At 71.2% G+C, this 15,324-nt stretch carries 14 protein-coding genes; 9 read left to right on the top strand and 5 right to left on the bottom strand.

Going from position 1 to position 15,324, the window contains the following annotated elements; translation table 11 throughout:
- Window positions 1-21 precede the first annotated feature (21 nt).
- A complete protein-coding gene (locus HNR22_RS06545) occupies window positions 22-528 on the bottom strand; it encodes a winged helix-turn-helix domain-containing protein (RefSeq protein ID WP_179779555.1) in 507 nt (168 codons plus the stop codon).
- 268 nt (window positions 529-796) lie between these two features.
- Between HNR22_RS06545 and HNR22_RS06540 the strand changes: the two genes are divergently transcribed.
- Genes HNR22_RS06540 through HNR22_RS06525 form a run of 4 tightly spaced genes read left to right on the top strand, consistent with a single transcriptional unit; the run spans window position 797 to window position 4,446 of the window.
- Complete coding sequence (locus tag HNR22_RS06540; protein ID WP_179779554.1) at window positions 797-1,780, top strand: phosphatase PAP2 family protein; 984 nt, start codon at window positions 797-799, stop codon at window positions 1,778-1,780.
- A 16-nt stretch (window positions 1,781-1,796) separates the two neighbouring features.
- Complete coding sequence (locus HNR22_RS06535) at window positions 1,797-2,492, top strand: response regulator transcription factor (protein WP_179779553.1); 696 nt, start codon at window positions 1,797-1,799, stop codon at window positions 2,490-2,492.
- Entirely contained in the window at window positions 2,489-3,946 is a 1,458-nt protein-coding gene (locus HNR22_RS06530) for an ATP-binding protein (protein WP_179779552.1), read from the top strand. Before HNR22_RS06535 ends, HNR22_RS06530 begins: the two co-directional genes overlap by 4 nt.
- The gene (locus HNR22_RS06525) at window positions 3,943-4,446 is read left to right on the top strand and encodes a hypothetical protein (protein WP_343059706.1); all 504 of its coding nucleotides are present in this window, start codon (window positions 3,943-3,945) and stop codon (window positions 4,444-4,446) included. Before HNR22_RS06530 ends, HNR22_RS06525 begins: the two co-directional genes overlap by 4 nt.
- Before the next feature lie 18 nt (window positions 4,447-4,464).
- On the opposite strand, the gene HNR22_RS06520 is transcribed toward HNR22_RS06525, so the two are convergent.
- From HNR22_RS06520 to HNR22_RS06510, 3 genes are read right to left on the bottom strand one after another with little or no spacing between them, the layout of a single operon-like run.
- Window positions 4,465-5,484 (bottom strand): D-alanine--D-alanine ligase family protein, encoded by a 1,020-nt coding sequence (locus HNR22_RS06520; RefSeq protein ID WP_179779551.1) that lies wholly within the window; start codon window positions 5,482-5,484, stop codon window positions 4,465-4,467.
- Window positions 5,481-6,623: an alanine racemase gene (gene alr, locus HNR22_RS06515; protein ID WP_179779550.1), complete on the bottom strand. Its 1,143-nt coding sequence runs from the start codon at window positions 6,621-6,623 to the stop codon at window positions 5,481-5,483. The genes HNR22_RS06520 and alr overlap by 4 nt, the downstream gene beginning before the upstream one ends.
- Window positions 6,620-7,780, bottom strand: coding sequence for an acyltransferase family protein (locus HNR22_RS06510; RefSeq protein ID WP_179779549.1), 1,161 nt, complete (start codon window positions 7,778-7,780; stop codon window positions 6,620-6,622). The genes alr and HNR22_RS06510 overlap by 4 nt, the downstream gene beginning before the upstream one ends.
- A 151-nt stretch (window positions 7,781-7,931) precedes the next feature.
- Here HNR22_RS06510 and HNR22_RS06505 point away from each other — a divergent pair, with 151 nt between their 5' ends.
- Together HNR22_RS06505 and HNR22_RS06500 are read left to right on the top strand one after the other, a co-directional pair.
- Window positions 7,932-8,804 (top strand): LLM class F420-dependent oxidoreductase, encoded by an 873-nt coding sequence (locus HNR22_RS06505; protein WP_179779548.1) that lies wholly within the window; start codon window positions 7,932-7,934, stop codon window positions 8,802-8,804.
- 57 nt (window positions 8,805-8,861) lie between these two features.
- A complete protein-coding gene (locus tag HNR22_RS06500; RefSeq protein ID WP_179779547.1) occupies window positions 8,862-9,746 on the top strand; it encodes a S41 family peptidase in 885 nt (294 codons plus the stop codon).
- 559 nt (window positions 9,747-10,305) lie between these two features.
- On the opposite strand, the gene HNR22_RS06495 is transcribed toward HNR22_RS06500, so the two are convergent.
- Window positions 10,306-12,567, bottom strand: coding sequence for a catalase (locus HNR22_RS06495; protein ID WP_179779546.1), 2,262 nt, complete (start codon window positions 12,565-12,567; stop codon window positions 10,306-10,308).
- A gap of 183 nt (window positions 12,568-12,750) precedes the next feature.
- Between HNR22_RS06495 and HNR22_RS06490 the strand changes: the two genes are divergently transcribed.
- The 3 genes from HNR22_RS06490 (at window position 12,751) to HNR22_RS06480 (ending at window position 15,300) form a co-directional block, all read left to right on the top strand.
- Window positions 12,751-13,650, top strand: coding sequence for a poly(ethylene terephthalate) hydrolase family protein (locus HNR22_RS06490; protein ID WP_179779545.1), 900 nt, complete (start codon window positions 12,751-12,753; stop codon window positions 13,648-13,650).
- A gap of 136 nt (window positions 13,651-13,786) precedes the next feature.
- Window positions 13,787-14,572, top strand: a complete 786-nt coding sequence (locus tag HNR22_RS06485; RefSeq protein WP_179779544.1) for an ABC transporter ATP-binding protein — start codon at window positions 13,787-13,789, stop codon at window positions 14,570-14,572.
- Entirely contained in the window at window positions 14,569-15,300 is a 732-nt protein-coding gene (locus HNR22_RS06480; protein ID WP_343059705.1) for an ABC transporter ATP-binding protein, read from the top strand. The genes HNR22_RS06485 and HNR22_RS06480 overlap by 4 nt, the downstream gene beginning before the upstream one ends.
- Window positions 15,301-15,324 lie beyond the last annotated feature (24 nt).

The following is a 15,324-nucleotide window of genomic DNA, read 5'->3' as shown; positions in this document are numbered from 1 at the left end:
GTCCCACGGGCCGCCGACGGGCTAGATCGGGGCGAGGCGGAAGCCGACCCCGCGTACCGAGTGGATCGTCGTCGCGGCGTTGAGTCGCGCGAGCTTGCCCCGCACCCGGCGGACCACCGAGTGCATGTCGGAGTTGCGGCCGAGGTGCCGGTTGCCCCAGACCTCGAGGTGCAGACGCTCGTAGGTCCAGATCTGCCCGGGCGCGTGCACCAGGCAGAGCAGGACGTCGTGCTCCAACCGGGTCAGGTCGATCTCCTGGTCGCGCCACCGCAGCACCCGGCGGTCGGAGTCGACGGCCAGGTCCGGTGGCGGCGGCTGCGGGCTCGGTGCCACCTCGGCGAGCACGGCGACGGTCTGCGGGGCCGCGACCGGAGGTGCCTCGATCACCCCGAGAAACTCTCGGGCCTGGTCGACGTTCGAGACGATCAGAAAGGCGTCACTGCCGCCGAGCAGCCGGGCCAGGTGTCGGCGTTCGGCCGGCGAGGACGCGATGCCGATGACCAGGCTGGCGACTGGAATTTCCTGCATTCCCCAACCCCTTCCGGTTCCCCAGCTCACTCCGGATGGATTTTCTGCACCGTCGACCAGACATCGATCAGCGTCCTGACCCTAGTGGTGGCTGATCTCGGCTGGGTAAAACATCGTTGCATACAGGCATGTGAATCCCGCTGCCTCGTCCGGGCCCACCCGGCCCTACCGCCGACGATCCGCTTTCCGGAAGCGACGGGGGCGGTTGTGACAGAACCAAGACAATTCGAGTACGGCGTACGGACCTGCCGGGGCGAGCATGGTCGGCATGTCCATCGGATCGTCGTACCCCGTCGGGCGGTCGACGCCCGGTCCGCAGCCGGCGCGACCGCTGCCGCACGCCCACGCGGCGGCGCCTCTCGGCCTCCGGCTACTCGCGGTGGCGCTGTGCTGTCTGCTCGCCCTGACCCTCACCGCCACCGTCTTCGTGCGGACGCACCCCGGCCAGTGGCTGGACGGAGTGCTCCTGCCGAGGGCGGAGCGGGGCGGAGGGTACGAGCAGCAGACCGTCCTGGTGGGTCCGGCCAAGACCGTGCTGGCCACGTTCGGCAGCCCGACGCTGCTCGCTGCCCTGCTCGGCGCGATGCTGCTGGTGGGTGTGCTCCGCCGCCGGCTGGTGGCGGGCATCGTCGGCGTGGGCATGGTCCTCTGCGCGGTGGTGGTGGCCGGTGCGGTGAAGTCGGCGTTGCCCCGCCCCGACCTCCAGATCGAGAGTTCGACCACCCACAACAGCTTCCCCAGCGGCCACGTCGCGGCGGCGACGACACTGCTGCTGGCGTTCATGCTGGTCCTGCCCGGGTGGGCCCGACGCTGGCTCGTGGTGCCGGGCGCGGCAGGTGTCTCGGTGATCGCGGCGGCCACGATGATCGCGGGCTGGCACCGGTTCAGTGACGCGCTCGGCGGCGTACTGCTGGGTGTGGCGCTGTTCTGCCTTGCCGCGGCCTCGCTGGGAGGGTGGCGTGGCGACCACGACAGGGTCGGCGGGCCCGACGGTGGCGCTCTGTGGCGCAGGTTGGCCGAGGCGGCGCTCGCGCTGGTCGCGCTGGTCTGGGCGCTGGTGGTCCTCGTGCCCGGCCTGGTCGCGTCGGTGCAGCGCGGGGCGCTCGTCGCCATCGTGGCGGCTGGCGCGTCCACGATGTTCCTGGTGGGTTCGGTGGTGTTCCTGGTGCGTTCGGCCGATTTCGCGGTCCGGCTCTCCGCCCGCCGTGTCGGGCCACCGCAACCGGTGGCCGAACCCCAAAAGATCTCATGATGGGATACTTGACGACATGTCCCAGGTCCTGCTGATCGAAGACCACCAGACGGTGCGCGACGGGCTTCAGTTGGCGCTCACGCGACAGGGCCACACGGTGCACGCCGTGGGGACGGGGGAGCAGGGCCTGGAGCGGCTGCGCACCACCTCGGCCGACGTCGTCGTCCTCGATCTCATGCTGCCCGGCATGGACGGGTTCGAGGTCTGCCGCCGGATCCGGCAGCTCGGCGACCTGCCGATCATCATGCTGACCGCCCGCAACGACGACATGGACGTGGTGGCGGGCCTGGAGGCCGGCGCCGACGACTACGTGGTCAAGCCCGTGCAGGCCCGGGTGCTGGAGGCACGCATCCGCGCGGTGCTCCGACGGACCGGTGGCGAGTCGCGGCGTCCCGGTGGCGAGCGGGCCGGCCTGGAACAGCACGGCGCGCTGACCATCGACCGGGCCGCGCTGGTGGTCAGCAGGGACGGGGCGCCGGTCAGCCTCGCCCCGACGGAGCTGCGCCTGCTCCTGGAGCTCTCACACACCCCAGGTCAGGTGCTCAGCCGCCAGCAACTGCTGGAGGCGGTGTGGGAACACGGCTATCTCGGTGACTCGCGGCTCGTGGACGCCTGTGTCCAGCGGGTACGCGCCAAGATCGAGGCCGACTCCTCGGCACCGGTCTTCATCCAGACCGTGCGCGGCTTCGGATACCGGTTCGGGCCGCTGTGACACCGTGGCGCTGGGTCGGCGCCCGGGTCTCGGGCCTGCGGGTCCGGCTGCTCCTGGCGTTCGCGTTGCTGGGCGTGACCACGACGGCGGTCGTCGCCAGCGGCAGCTACTTCCAGGCCCGGACCGTCATCCTCCAACAGGCACAGGACGCCGCGGTGATGTCGCTGACCGACCAGATCACCAAGGTCTACCCGATCGCCCAGCTTCCGCCGACCCAGGGCGATCTGGACCTGTTGGCCCAGCGGCTCTCCGACCGGGAGTCGTCCGCGGTGATCGTCTACCGGGACATGCGGTCCCAGGGCGCCTGGGCGTTTCACCTGCTCACCCCCGAGCTACGGCAGGAGGTCGGCGACGGCCGCGTCGCCTGGCAACGTGTCGCGTTCGACGGACAACCCACGCTGCTCATCGGCACCCGACTGGACCTCGAACGACCCGACGGAACGTCCCAGCCGTCCGGGCTGGAGGTCTACTCGGTGCGCAGCCTCCTGGCTGAGCAGCAGAGCATCGACCGGCTCGCCACCCTGGCGTGGCTGACCGGCGGGCTGTCCCTGGTCCTCGCCATCCTGCTGGCCCTGCTGGCAGCCCGTGGTGTGCTGCGACCCGTCCGCGATCTCGGCCGGGCGGCGCGCCGCCTCGGTGAGGGCGATCTGAGCACCCGACTGACGGTTCGGGGCGCCGACGAGCTGGCGGACGTGGCCCGGACCTTCAACGACACCGCGGGCACGCTGGAGCGGCAGGTCGGTGAGCTGCGGCGGATGGAGTCCGACGCCCGCCGCTTCGTGGCCGACGTCTCGCACGAGCTCCGTACGCCGTTGGCCGCGATGACGGCGGTCACCGACGTGCTGGACGAGGAGGCGGACCACCTGCCCGGGGACGCGGGGCGGGCCGCCCGGCTGGTCAGCCAGGAGACGCAGAACCTCACCCAGCTGGTCAACGACCTCATCGAGGTCAGCAGGTTCGACTCCGGCACCGCTCGGCTCGCCCTGGACGACGTGGACGTGGCCGCGGCGGTGACCGCGACCCTGCGGATCCGGGGCTGGCTGGACCGGGTGCGCACCGAGCTGCCACCCGGAGTGGTGGCCCGGATCGATCCCCGTCGGCTCGACGTCATCGTCGCCAACCTGGTCGGCAACGCCTTCCGGCACGGTGCCGAGCCGGTGTCCGTACGCCTGGACGCCGACCCGGACTGGATCACGATCGAGGTGGCCGACGAGGGGCCGGGGCTGGACCCGGAGGTGCTGCCGCACGTCTTCGACCGCTTCTACAAGGCCGACACCGCGCGGACCCGGTCGGAGGGCAGCGGCCTCGGCCTCGCCATCTCCTGGGAGAACGCCCGCCTGCACCGCCACGGCGAGCGGCGGGGCAGTCTCGTCGCGGCCAACCGCTCCGGCGGCGGCGCGGTGTTCACGCTTCGCCTGCCCCGGGACCCGGCGGACACCGGAGGTGCCCGGTGACCGGCCGGCGGACGGGCCGCGCGCTGCTCGCCGGTGGACTGCTGCTCGCGCTGCTCGCGCCTGGTTGTGGGGTACGGCCCAGCGAGGTCATCCGGGGTCGTCCGGCGGTCAGCGGCCCGGCAGTGGGCACGGGGCTCTACCTGCTCGCGCGGGGCGAGCTCGTGCTGGTCCTGCGCCCCGCGAAGGTGGTTCCGTCGCCCGCCGACACGCTCGCCCTGCTCGCGGCTGGTCCGGAGGAGCACGAGCGCGGCCAGGGTTTCACCAGCGACGTTCCGGCCGCGCTCGATCCGGTCACTGTGACGTCGGGGGCCGGTCCGGCCGGTGGTCTCACGGTCCGCACGACCACCGCCGTGCGGACGTTGTCGGCCGACGCGGCCGACCAGATCATCTGCACGGTCACCGACGCCGCCGCGCAGGTCGGCTCCGCGCAGAATTCCGCCCCGGTCACCATCGTCGGGTCCGACGGCGCCCGACCGCCCCGGCCGTGCCCGATCAGGTGAGCGGGCACGGCGACCGACTCAGACCAGGTTGGCCGCTCGTGGCCGGGGCAGCCCGCTGTGGCCGGTCCGGTCCCGGTCGACAAGCGCGCCGGAGATCAGGATGTCGATCAGGGCGGCGAACCCGATGCCGGCCTTCTGCCAGATCTGGGGGAACTGCGACGCGGCGGTGAAACCGGGGAACGTGTTGACCTCGTTCACGATGGGCTCCGGCGACCCTTCGGCGGGCAGGAAGAAGTCGACCCGCAGCAGGCCGCGACAGTCGAGGGCCTGGAAGGCGCGGATCGCGCGGTCCTGGAGCACCTCGGTGGTGGCCGCGTCGAGCGGGGCGGGGATCTGGAAGACCGCCCCGCCGTCGTACTTCGCGTCGTAGTCGAAAAAGCCGGCACCGGTCACCCGGATCTCCAGCGGCGGGCCGGCCTGCACCCGGCCGTCCGGGTGTTGGAGGACCGCCACGTCGATCTCCCGCCCCCGGGCTCCCTGCTCGATGAGCACCTTCGGGTCGACCTGTCGGGCCAGCTCGAGAGCGGCGGGAACTCCCGCCCAGTCGTCCACCTTGACGACGCCCAGGCTGGACCCGGCCCGAGCCGGCTTGACGAAGACCGGCAGGTCCAGTCGTCGCCGGTCGTCGGGCGACAGCTCCTCGCCCGGCCGCAGTGTCACTCCCGGGCTGACCCGCAGGCCGTCCGCCGCGAGGAGCCGCTTGGTGACACCCTTGTCCATCCCGGCGGCACTGGCGAAGACACCGTTGCCGACGTACGGCACGCCGAGCCACTCCAGCAGCGACGCCACTGTGCCGTCCTCGCCGTACGGGCCGTGCAGGGCCGGGAAAACCACATCCTGGGCGCGCAGGACACGCAGCGCCGCAGGCAGTGGCGTCGGGCGTCCGTCGACATGCCATCCGCCGTCGCGGTCGATGAGCACCTCGGTGACCTGGTACCGCTTCCGGTCCAGGTTGGCGAGGATGCTGGCCGCCGAGCGGCAGGACACGTCGTGTTCGCCGCTCTGCCCGCCGTACAGCACTGCCAGTCGGATCGTCATGAGGTCCGTGCCCTTCCCTGGAGGTGGTCGCGGGCCACCCGGGGCCCGATGCAGGTCAAGATCTCGTGCGGGTTCGTGCCCGCCCAGCGGGCCCACTCGACGACCGTGGGTGGGCTCTGGTCACCCTCGGCGGGACCGAACACCACGACCGGGTCGCCGATCGCCACGGGAAGGTCCCCGGCGTCGACGACGCACTGGTCCATGGCGATGCGCCCGACGATCGGGCACCGCCGACCACCGAGCCACACCTCGGCGCGGCCCCCGGCGGCCCGGGGCAGCCCGTCGGCGTAACCGAGCGGCAGCAGCGCCAGCGTGGTCGGCGCCCCGGTCACGTGTTCCGGCCCGTAGGAGACGCCCGTGCCGGCCGGCACCCGCTTGACGTTGATCACGCTCGTGCGCAGTGTCATCGCGGCGTGCAGGCCGAACTCGCCCGGGCCGGTGGCGCCGAACGGGTCGACGCCGTACAGCGCGATCCCGATCCGGCAGAGGTCGAAGCGGGTCCGGGGCGCCGACAGCGCGGCCGCCGAGTTGGCCAGGTGGACGAGATCGGGGTCGAGACCGGCCGACCGCGCGATCCGCAGGGCCTCCTCGAAGGTCGCCACCTGCCGGCTCAACTCGGGAGCGCCGGGCAGGTCCGCGTCGGCGAGGTGGGACCACACGCCGCGCACCCGGATCCCGCCCTCCCGTTCGTACTTGCGGGCCCAGGCGACCAACTCGGACCAGTCGTCCCCGGCGGCTCCGTTGCGGGACAGGCCGGTGTCCGCCTTGAGCTGCACCATCGCCGGTACGCCGTGCAGGTGGACCGCGTCGGCGACGGCGTGCAGGTGCGTCGTCGTGGACACACCGACGTCGACACCACTCTTGATCAAGGTACCGAAGTCGTCGTTCGGCCCGTGCAGCCAGCTCAACGTGGGCGCGGTCACACCCGCGTCGCGCAGGGCCAGCGCCTCGGTCACCGAGGTCACCCCCAGCCAGGTGGCGCCGGCGCGGAGCGCGGCACGGGCCACCCGCACCGCGCCGTGGCCGAACCCGTCCGCCTTCACCACCGCCATCAGGCTGGTGCCGGTGACCGACGTGATGGCCCGCACGTTGCTGGCGATCGCGTCCAGGTCGACCAGCGCCTCGGCCAGGGCGCTCATCCGGCCGCCTCCACCCGACGCGGGCCGGGGAGCGCGAACAGCCAGCCCGCGCGCACCGCCAGGAGCCCGCGGTGGACGGCCAGGCTCAGGGCGATCACCAGGCCGGTCAGCAGAATCGGATATCCGAGCACGATCAGGCCCTGAGCGGACCCACCCAGGCCGGAAACCGGTACGAGCAACAGCCGGTGCAGTAAGGCCAGAACCGGCATGTGGACGACGTAGATCGGCAGGGTGATGCGGCCGAGCCTAGCCAGCGGTCTGCTGATCGCCGACCAGCGGGCCAGTCGGGCGGCGGCGGTCACACCGAAGGCGACCGCCACCACCGAGACCGCCGTCCATACGCCGAACCACTGCTGGGCGCCGGCCACCGCCATCGCGGTGAGCGCGAGGACATAGGCGCCGGAGGTCAGCACGAGCCGACGCCGGCTGGCGGTGGCAGCCCACTGCTGGATCTGCGGCCGCAGGTACAGGCCGGCCAGGAAGAAGACCAGGTTCTGGTAGAGACCGGCGCGGTTGCCCGGGGTGTCGAGCAGGCCGGCGGCGGCGACGGCGGACAGCAGGGCGGCGGGTACGAGCATCAGCGCCCCGGGGGCCCGGCGGGTCGCCTTGGCGATTGTGAAGTACACCGCCAGGGCGTACAGGTACCAAAGGTTGGACGGCGTGATGGTGAGCTGCTCCAGCAGGCCGAGGGCGGAGGTGGCGCGGTCGGTCGGCAGTTGCGGGGCCGCGGCGAGGATGGCGGTGTGGATCAGCAGCCAGACGGCGTACAGGTAGAGGAACCCGGCGATCCGGCTGCGGGCGACGACGCGCCAGGGCCGCTGGGCGGCGTTCGCCGCGAAAACGCCGGAGATGGTGAAGAACAACGGCATCCGCAGCGGCAGGAACTGTTCACCCAGCGTCCCCCACAGGCCCGGCACCGGTACGCCGATGTGCCAGTCGATCTGTAGGTAGTCCTTGACGACGACGTGCCACAGGACGACGAGAATGATGCAGGCGCCCTTCGCGGCGTCGGCCCACTCCGCCCGCTGTGACGGTCCCGCGACGGGCGCGGGCCCGGTCCGGTGCCGGTGGCGGAACCGGACGCGCGCCGTGTCGGGCTCCGTCTCGGGCTCCGTGTCGGCGGGCCTGGGCTCGGTGGGAGACAGCTGTTGGATCACTCATCAGAAGCTGCCAGCCGGATATCCGCAGGTGATCCACGAATTGTCATGAACCGGTAATGGACGTCGCGCGGGCCGGCTCGACGGGGTACCGCCGAGCCGCATGCCGGTGACGCCGAGGAGCACTAGGCTCGTTGCGGAGGTGCCGAACATGAAGCTCGGGCTGCACTACTGGAACTACTCCACCCCGGCCGACCCGGCCGCGATCGCACCCACCCTGGCGGAGGCGGCGACCACCGCCGAGCAGGCCGGCGTCGCGTCGTTCACGGTGATGGACCACTTCTTCCAGATGGACGCGGTGTTCGCGGCCGAGGAGCCGATGCTGGAGGCGTACACCACGCTGGGCTACGTCGCGGCGAAGACGCAGCGGATGACGCTGGGTGTGCTGGTCACCGGTGTGATGTACCGCTACCCGGGGTTGCTCGCCAAGACCGTGTCGACCCTCGACGTGCTGTCCGGCGGCCGGGCCCGCCTCGGCATCGGCGCGTCCTGGTACGAGCGGGAGCAGCTCGGGCTGGGTGTGCCGGTCGTTCCGGTGGCCGAGCGGTTCGAGCGGCTGGAGGAGACGCTGCGCATCTGCCTGCAGATGTGGAGCGCCGACGACGGCCCGTTCAACGGACAGCACTACCAGCTCGCCGAGACCATCAACTCGCCGCAGCCGTTGAGCCGACCGCACCCGCCCATCATGATCGGTGGCGGGGGCGAGAAGAAGACCCTCCTGCTGGTGGCCCGGTACGCCGACGCCTGCAACCTGTTCGGCCGCGGCGGCACCGACGACGTCGCGCGCAAACTGGATGTCCTGCGCGGGCACTGCGCCGCTGAGGGCCGCGACTACGACACCATCGAGAAGACGGTGGTCGCCGACCGGTCGCCCCTCGGCGACACCGACGGGTTCCTCGCCGAGGTGTCCGCCTACGCCGCGCTCGGGGTGACCGAGGTGCAGGTGACGCCGGATCGGCACCCGGTGGAGTTCGCCCAGCGGCTCGGCGACGAGGTGCTGCCACGGTTGGCCGACATCGGCTGATCCCGCTGCGCGAAATTCGGTGGTCGTGGGGCTGTTCGCGGTCTACCGTGGCCCGCCGTGCTCACCAACGAACAGATCATCGAACGGGCCCTGGATCGGATCGAGGCAGGGTACGTCTTTCCTGCGAAGGTCGTGGACATCGACGCCGCGATCCGGCGCCGTCTCGCGGAAGGCGAGTACGACGGCCTGGCCGGGCCGGCGCTCTGCGAGACGGTGACCGCTCACCTTCAAAAGGCGTGCCCGGACAAGCATCTGCGGTTGCTGTGGTCCGACCAGCCGCAGTCACTGGATCCAGCGGACGAGGACGGGGGGCGGGCAGCGTTCCTCGCGCTGCTCAGGGCGGAGAACCAGGGGATCCGCCGTGTCGAGCACCTGGACGGGAACGTCGGGCTCATCGACGTGCGGCGCATCGCGTACGCGAACGAAGGCGCCGAGGCGATCGGCGCGGCCATGCAACTGGTCGCCCTCAGCTCCGCGCTCATCCTGGACCTGCGCGCGTGCGCCGGCGGAGCACCCGAGGGAGCCGCGATGTGGTGCAGCTACTTCTTCCCCGACGATCAGGTGCACCTCAACGACTTCTACGAGCGGTCCACCGGCGCCACCCGCCAGTTCTGGACGACCGCGCACCTTCCCGCGCCGCGCTACACGGACCGCCCGGTCCATGTGCTCACCAGCGCGATCACGTTCTCCGGGGGCGAGGACGTGGCGTACACGCTTCAGGCGCACGGCCGCAGCGTCGTCGTCGGCGAGACGACACGTGGCGGCGCGCATCCGACGGCCCGCCATCCGGTCACCGAACACATCCTCGTGACCGTGCCGACCGCCCGGACCATCAACAGCGTCACCGGCACCAACTGGGAAGGCGTCGGAGTGGTCCCCGACGTTCCCGTCCCGGCCGACCAGGCACTCGACACGGCACTCAAGGCCATCCGGGGCGCATAGGCGCGGTCACGTTGGCGGCCGTTCGCTCTGGGCTCGGGTCGAACCGTCAGCCACCGATTCGCGGATGGCTCACTGAGCCATTCCGCGCAACGTTGTGATTATCGGTCGTGATCGTGTCGTGCGGTCGTGTTCCGTGTGGAGTAGGACGTGGTTGTCGTGCTTGGCCGACATCCGGGCTCGGGGCTGAGCGGATGGTGTGGTCACCTCGCCCCTACTCCAGACCCCGCCCTTCCCTCAGCCCGCCACGTCGTCACGACGTCGACCCCAGCAACTTCGAGGTGCACCAACGGAATTGCTCTGCAAACGGGGGCACGGTCGAGAATGATCCGGTTCCGCTACGTTGTCCCGCATGGATGCTTCAGAGCAGATCCGGGAGACGTCCGGCAGGTTCGAGAATCCCGCGGGTGGCGGAGGCGGGCACACCGACGCTGTTCGGGACGCGGTCTGCGTAGCGCCCGCGGTCGGCGTGACCGTTCAGCCTGAGCACGGACGAGGGCTGTCCTCCCGTACTGCGGAGAACAGCCCTCGCCGGTGATCGGTCAGGCGACTTGGTGACGGGTCAGGCGACCGAGGCCGGGAACCGTTCCCACACCCGGTGTGCGGCCATCAACTGCTGCACCGCCGTCAGGGCCTCGGCGCCGGAGCCCGCCGCCACGATGCCGGGGGTGCCCGCCACCCCGGCCTGCTCCAGCACTGTGACGCCAGCGCCCCAGGCGCCGATCGCCTTGGCGTGCCGCCAGCACTCCTCGACGAGGAGCAGCACGCGGGGGTCCACGGCCGCCGGGCCCGGCCTGCCCGCCTTGTCGTCACGGGCCGGGATGGCATCCGGTGCGGGTGCCGGCGCTCCCGCCAGCAGGACCGCGTCGAACTCCACCGACCGGCCGGTGGCGAAGGTGCGCTGGACCGGCATGCCGCCGACCATGCCGCCGTGCGGTGCGATCAGCAGCGGCACCATGCCGGCGTCGAACACAGCTTGGCGCACCTCGGCGACGCCGTCCAGGTCACCGTCGGGGTCGACCACGATCCCGACCGTACGACCGTCCGCCGGCCACTCCCGGCCGACCTGCGACAGCGCGGGGCTGGGCGTGACATCGGCCAGCGGCACGGTGGGCTGCGGGGCGGGCAGGCCCAGCCCGGTGGCGACCTGCTCGCACAGCACCGGGTCGATGTTGGCGAGGCACTGGAGCTGGCGCTCCTTGATCGCCTGCTCGTAGCACTTGCCCAGCTCGAAGGTGTACGCCCGGATGATGTGCTCCTTCTCGACCGGCGACATGCTCAGCCAGAACAGGCGTACCTGGCTGTAGTGGTCGTCGAACGAGGCCGGGTTCGCGCGTACCTTCGGCGCCTGGGTCACGGTGACCGGCACGTCGACGAACGCGTTCTCGGCGTCGCCCGCCGGGAACGGGTTGCCGCCGTCGAGCGAGTTCGGTCGGTACGGCGCAACGCCGGCGTGCACGGCGTGCTGGTGGAAACCGTCGCGCAGCATGTCGTTCACCGCGGCGTGCGGCCGGTTGATCGGGATCTGGGAGAAGTTGGGCCCGCCCAGTCGGGTGAGCTGCGTGTCGACGTACGAGAAGAGTCGGCCCTGCAACAGCGGGTCGTTCGTGACGTCGATGCCCGGCGGCAGGTGACCGAGGTGGAAGGCCACCTGCTCGGTCTCGGCGAAGAAGTTCGTCGGCGTCCGGTTGAGGACCAGCTTCCCGATGGGCTGCACCTCGGCCAGCTCCTCCGGCACGATCTTCGTCGGGTCCAGCAGGTCGATCCCCGCGAACGTCTCCTCAGGAGTGTCGGGAAAGACCTGGATGCCGAGCTCCCACTCGGGGTACGCGCCGGCTTCGATGGCGTCGTAGAGGTCCCGGCGGTGGAAGTCCGGGTCGATGCCGTTCAGCATCTGGGCCTCCTCCCAGGTGAGGGAGTGCACACCCAGCTTCGGCTTCCAGTGGAACTTGACCAGCACCGTCTCCCCGGCCTCGTTGACCAGGCGGAAGGTGTGCACGCCGAACCCTTCCATGGTCCGGTACGAGCGCGGGATGCCCCGGTCGGACATGTTCCACAGGGCGTGGTGCTGCGCCTCGGTGTGCAGCGAGACGAAGTCCCAGAAGGTGTCGTGGGCGCTCTGCGCCTGCGGGATCTCCCGGTCGGGGTGCGGCTTGGCGGCGTGGATGATGTCGGGGAACTTGATGGCGTCCTGGATGAAGAACACCGGCATGTTGTTGGCGACCAGGTCGAAGGTGCCCTCGTCGGTGTAGAACTTCGTCGCGAAGCCGCGGGTGTCGCGGACCGTGTCGGCCGAGCCGCGCGAGCCGAGCACCGTGGAGAAGCGCACGAAGACCTCGGTCTCCCGGCCCTTCTTCAGGAAGCCGGCCCTCGTGACCGCCTCGGCGTTTCCGTACGCGGTGAACACACCGTGCGCGCCGGCGCCGCGGGCGTGTACCACGCGCTCCGGGATGCGCTCGTGGTCGAAATGGGTGATCTTCTCGCGGAAGTGGTGGTCCTGCATCAGGATCGGGCCCCGGGGGCCCGCCTTCAGCGAATGATCGGTGTCGCGCAGCCGTGCCCCCTGAGAGGTCGTCAGGTACGCACCCTGCTGACCGTTGGCGATCGTCGGCGCACCGGTTTCGGCGCCGGTCGGCGTACGCGTCTGCGGTGCCCCCTGCTCCGGCTTCGGCGGCAGCGGGTCGTGCGGCGTCGTCGGCTCCTCGACGGTGGGTGTCCCGCTGCCCGGTGCGCCGGGAACATCGGGGGACAGGGCGTCGGCGATCTTCTCTGAGGCGCTCTTCACAACGTTCTTGACCGCCTCGGCGGGCTTGCTTGAATCCACTGAACGAACCTCTCCGTGGTGCGTGTCGGGCAGGCGTCTGCCCTGCTACCCCTGGTCACGGGCTCGAAACACAACTGGGTGCGGCATCCGTCACCGGGACTGGTGATTTCACCGATGCGTGGACGGGCGGACAAGCCAAAACTGACGCACGTCGATATCCCTCGACTCTAGGGAGTGCCCGACGTGTCGTCACCAACCACCACCCGTCCCCGTTCCATCGCCGCCCGAGCAACCCGGTTCGCGCTGGCCGCCGTCCTGGCCGCCGGCGGCGTCCTGGCCGGATCGTCCGGCGCCGCCCAGGCTGCGGGCCCGTACGAGCGGGGCCCCGACCCGACCACCGCGATCCTGGAGGCCAGTCGCGGTCCGTTCGCCACGGCCTCACAGAGCGTGTCCTCGCTGAGCGTCACCGGCTTCGGCGGCGGCGTCATCTACTACCCGACCAGCACCAGCGAGGGCACCTTCGGCGCCATCGCCATCTCGCCCGGTTACACTGCCGCCTGGTCCAGCATCAGCTGGCTCGGACCGCGGATCGCCTCGCACGGGTTCGTGGTGATCGGCATCGAGACCAACAGCCGGCTGGACCAGCCGGACAGCCGTGGCCGGCAACTTCTCGCCGCGCTGGACTACCTCACCCAGCGCAGCTCGGTGCGTACCCGGATCGACAGCAGCCGACTCGCGGTGGCCGGTCACTCCATGGGTGGAGGGGGCAGCCTGGAGGCGGCCTCGTCCCGGCCGTCGTTGCAGGCCGCGGTGCCGCTCGCGCCGTGGAACCTGGACAAGAGCTGGTCCGAGCTACGGGTGCCCACGCTGATCATCGGTGGCGAGAGCGACTCCGTGGCGCCGGTCTCGTCGCACTCGGTGCCGTTCTACAACAGCATCCCGGCCTCGGCCGAGAAGGCGTACCTGGAGCTGAACGGGGCGAGCCATTTCTTCCCGCAGACGACGAACACGCCGACCGCCCGGCAGATGGTGGCCTGGTTGAAGCGGTTCGTCGACGACGACACCCGCTACGAGCAGTTCCTGTGCCCCGGCCCGAGCGGTTCGCAGATCGAGGAGTACCGCAACACCTGTCCGAGCGCCTGACCGTGGTCGCGGGGCGGTCGCCGGTGGCGGCCGCCCCGTCCGCGTGTGTGGCCGGGTATTGAAGGTCTTGACGCGATACCCGAGAAACGTACACTGCGAGTGTAAATAAACACCCGCCACGACAGAGGGATGGGTGATGGAGCGCGGCCTCGAACTGCACCACATCGGCGTCCGTTTCGGCGGCCTCACCGCCCTCGACGACGTCTCACTGCGGGTGCCACCCAACCGGGTGGTGGGCGTCATCGGGCCCAACGGCGCCGGCAAGACCACCTTGTTCAACGTGATCTGCGGCTTCGTCGCACCGGAGACGGGTTCGCTCACCCTCGACGGTCGACCGCTGCGGCCACGGCCGCACCGGCTGACCCGGCTCGGCATCGCCCGGACCCTCCAGGGGACCGGGCTCTTCGCCGGTCTGACCGTGCTGGAGAACGTGATGACCGGCGCCTCCCACACCGCCCGGGCGGGCTTCGTCCCGGCGCTGCTCGGGCTGCCGGCCAGCGACCGCGACGAGCGCCGACTGCGCCGCGACGCCCTGGACATCCTCGACGACCTGGGGATCGCCGGGCACGCCGAGGCCGCACCGACCACACTGCCCTTCGCCGTACGTCAGCGGGTCGCCCTGGCCCGTGCGCTCGCCGCGCGGCCCCGGCTGCTGCTGCTCGACGAACCCGCCGGTGGCCTCGGTGCCGACGACATCGCCGAGCTGGCCGAGCTGGTCCGGCAGCTGCCCCGACGCGACGACAACCCCTGTGCGGTGCTGCTGGTCGAACACCACATGGACCTGGTGATGGCGGTCTGCGACGAGCTCGTGGTGCTCGACTTCGGCCGGGTTATCGCCGCCGGCACCCCCGACGAGATCCGCGACGACCTGGCTGTGACGGACGCCTACCTCGGCGCCGCCGTCGAGGAGGCCTACCCGTGAGCGCGGGCAGCACACCCGACCTGCTCGTGGTGCGCGGGCTGGTGGCCGGTTACGGTGCCGCGCCCGTGTTGCAGGCCATCGACCTCACTGTCCCGGCCGGCACGATCGCCGCGGTCGTCGGCGCCAACGGCGCCGGCAAGACCACACTGCTGCGCGCGCTCTCCGGCATGATCCGCCCGGTCGCCGGCCAGGTGCTCCTCGCCGGGGAGGACCTGCGCGGCACGCCGGTGGAGCAGCTCGTCCGACGCGGCATGGCGCACGTGCCGGAGGGACGGGGCGTGATCAGCGAGCTGACGGTCGACGAGAACCTGCGCCTCGGCGGGTTGTGGCGGCGCGACCGGGCCGACGCCGGGCGTGCCCTCGACGAGGTCTACGAACTCTTCGAGCCCCTGGCCCGGCGACGCCGGCACCTCGGCCACCAGCTCTCCGGCGGTGAACGGCAGATGCTCGCGCTCGGTCGGGCCCTCGTCGGCCGACCCCGCCTGCTGCTGCTCGACGAGCCGTCGCTCGGCCTGGCGCCGCGGGTCGTCGCCCGGACCATGGCCCTGCTCCGTCAGCTACGCGACCGCACCGGCCTGACCGTGCTGCTGGTCGAGCAGAACGTCCGCAGCGCACTCGCCGTCGCCGACCAGGGCGTCGTGATGTCCCTCGGCCGGGTGGTGATCGCCGCCCCGGCGGCGAAGCTTCGTGACGACGTCGACCTGCGCCACGCGTACCTCGGTTTCTGACCACCACCTCGTCCCCGGAAGGAG

The sequence above is a fragment of the Micromonospora jinlongensis genome, assembly GCF_013410645.1.
In the GTDB taxonomy this organism is placed as follows: Bacteria; Actinomycetota; Actinomycetes; order Mycobacteriales; family Micromonosporaceae; genus Micromonospora; species Micromonospora zamorensis.
Note: the sequence above shows the minus strand (reverse complement) of the source record. Positions and strands in the feature narration are given on the sequence as shown.

What these genes read in the sequence shown, in the direction of transcription:
- alr (WP_179779550.1), bottom strand. Translation starts at nt 6,623, where the DNA reads ATGAGCGCCCTGGCCGAGGCGCTGGTCGACCTGGACGCGATCGCCAGC.
- HNR22_RS06545 (WP_179779555.1), bottom strand. Translation starts at nt 528, where the DNA reads ATGCAGGAAATTCCAGTCGCCAGCCTGGTCATCGGCATCGCGTCCTCG.
- HNR22_RS06485 (WP_179779544.1), top strand. Translation starts at nt 13,787, where the DNA reads ATGGAGCGCGGCCTCGAACTGCACCACATCGGCGTCCGTTTCGGCGGC.
- HNR22_RS06505 (WP_179779548.1), top strand. Translation starts at nt 7,932, where the DNA reads ATGAAGCTCGGGCTGCACTACTGGAACTACTCCACCCCGGCCGACCCG.
- HNR22_RS06540 (WP_179779554.1), top strand. Translation starts at nt 797, where the DNA reads ATGTCCATCGGATCGTCGTACCCCGTCGGGCGGTCGACGCCCGGTCCG.
- HNR22_RS06535 (WP_179779553.1), top strand. Translation starts at nt 1,797, where the DNA reads ATGTCCCAGGTCCTGCTGATCGAAGACCACCAGACGGTGCGCGACGGG.
- HNR22_RS06520 (WP_179779551.1), bottom strand. Translation starts at nt 5,484, where the DNA reads ATGACGATCCGACTGGCAGTGCTGTACGGCGGGCAGAGCGGCGAACAC.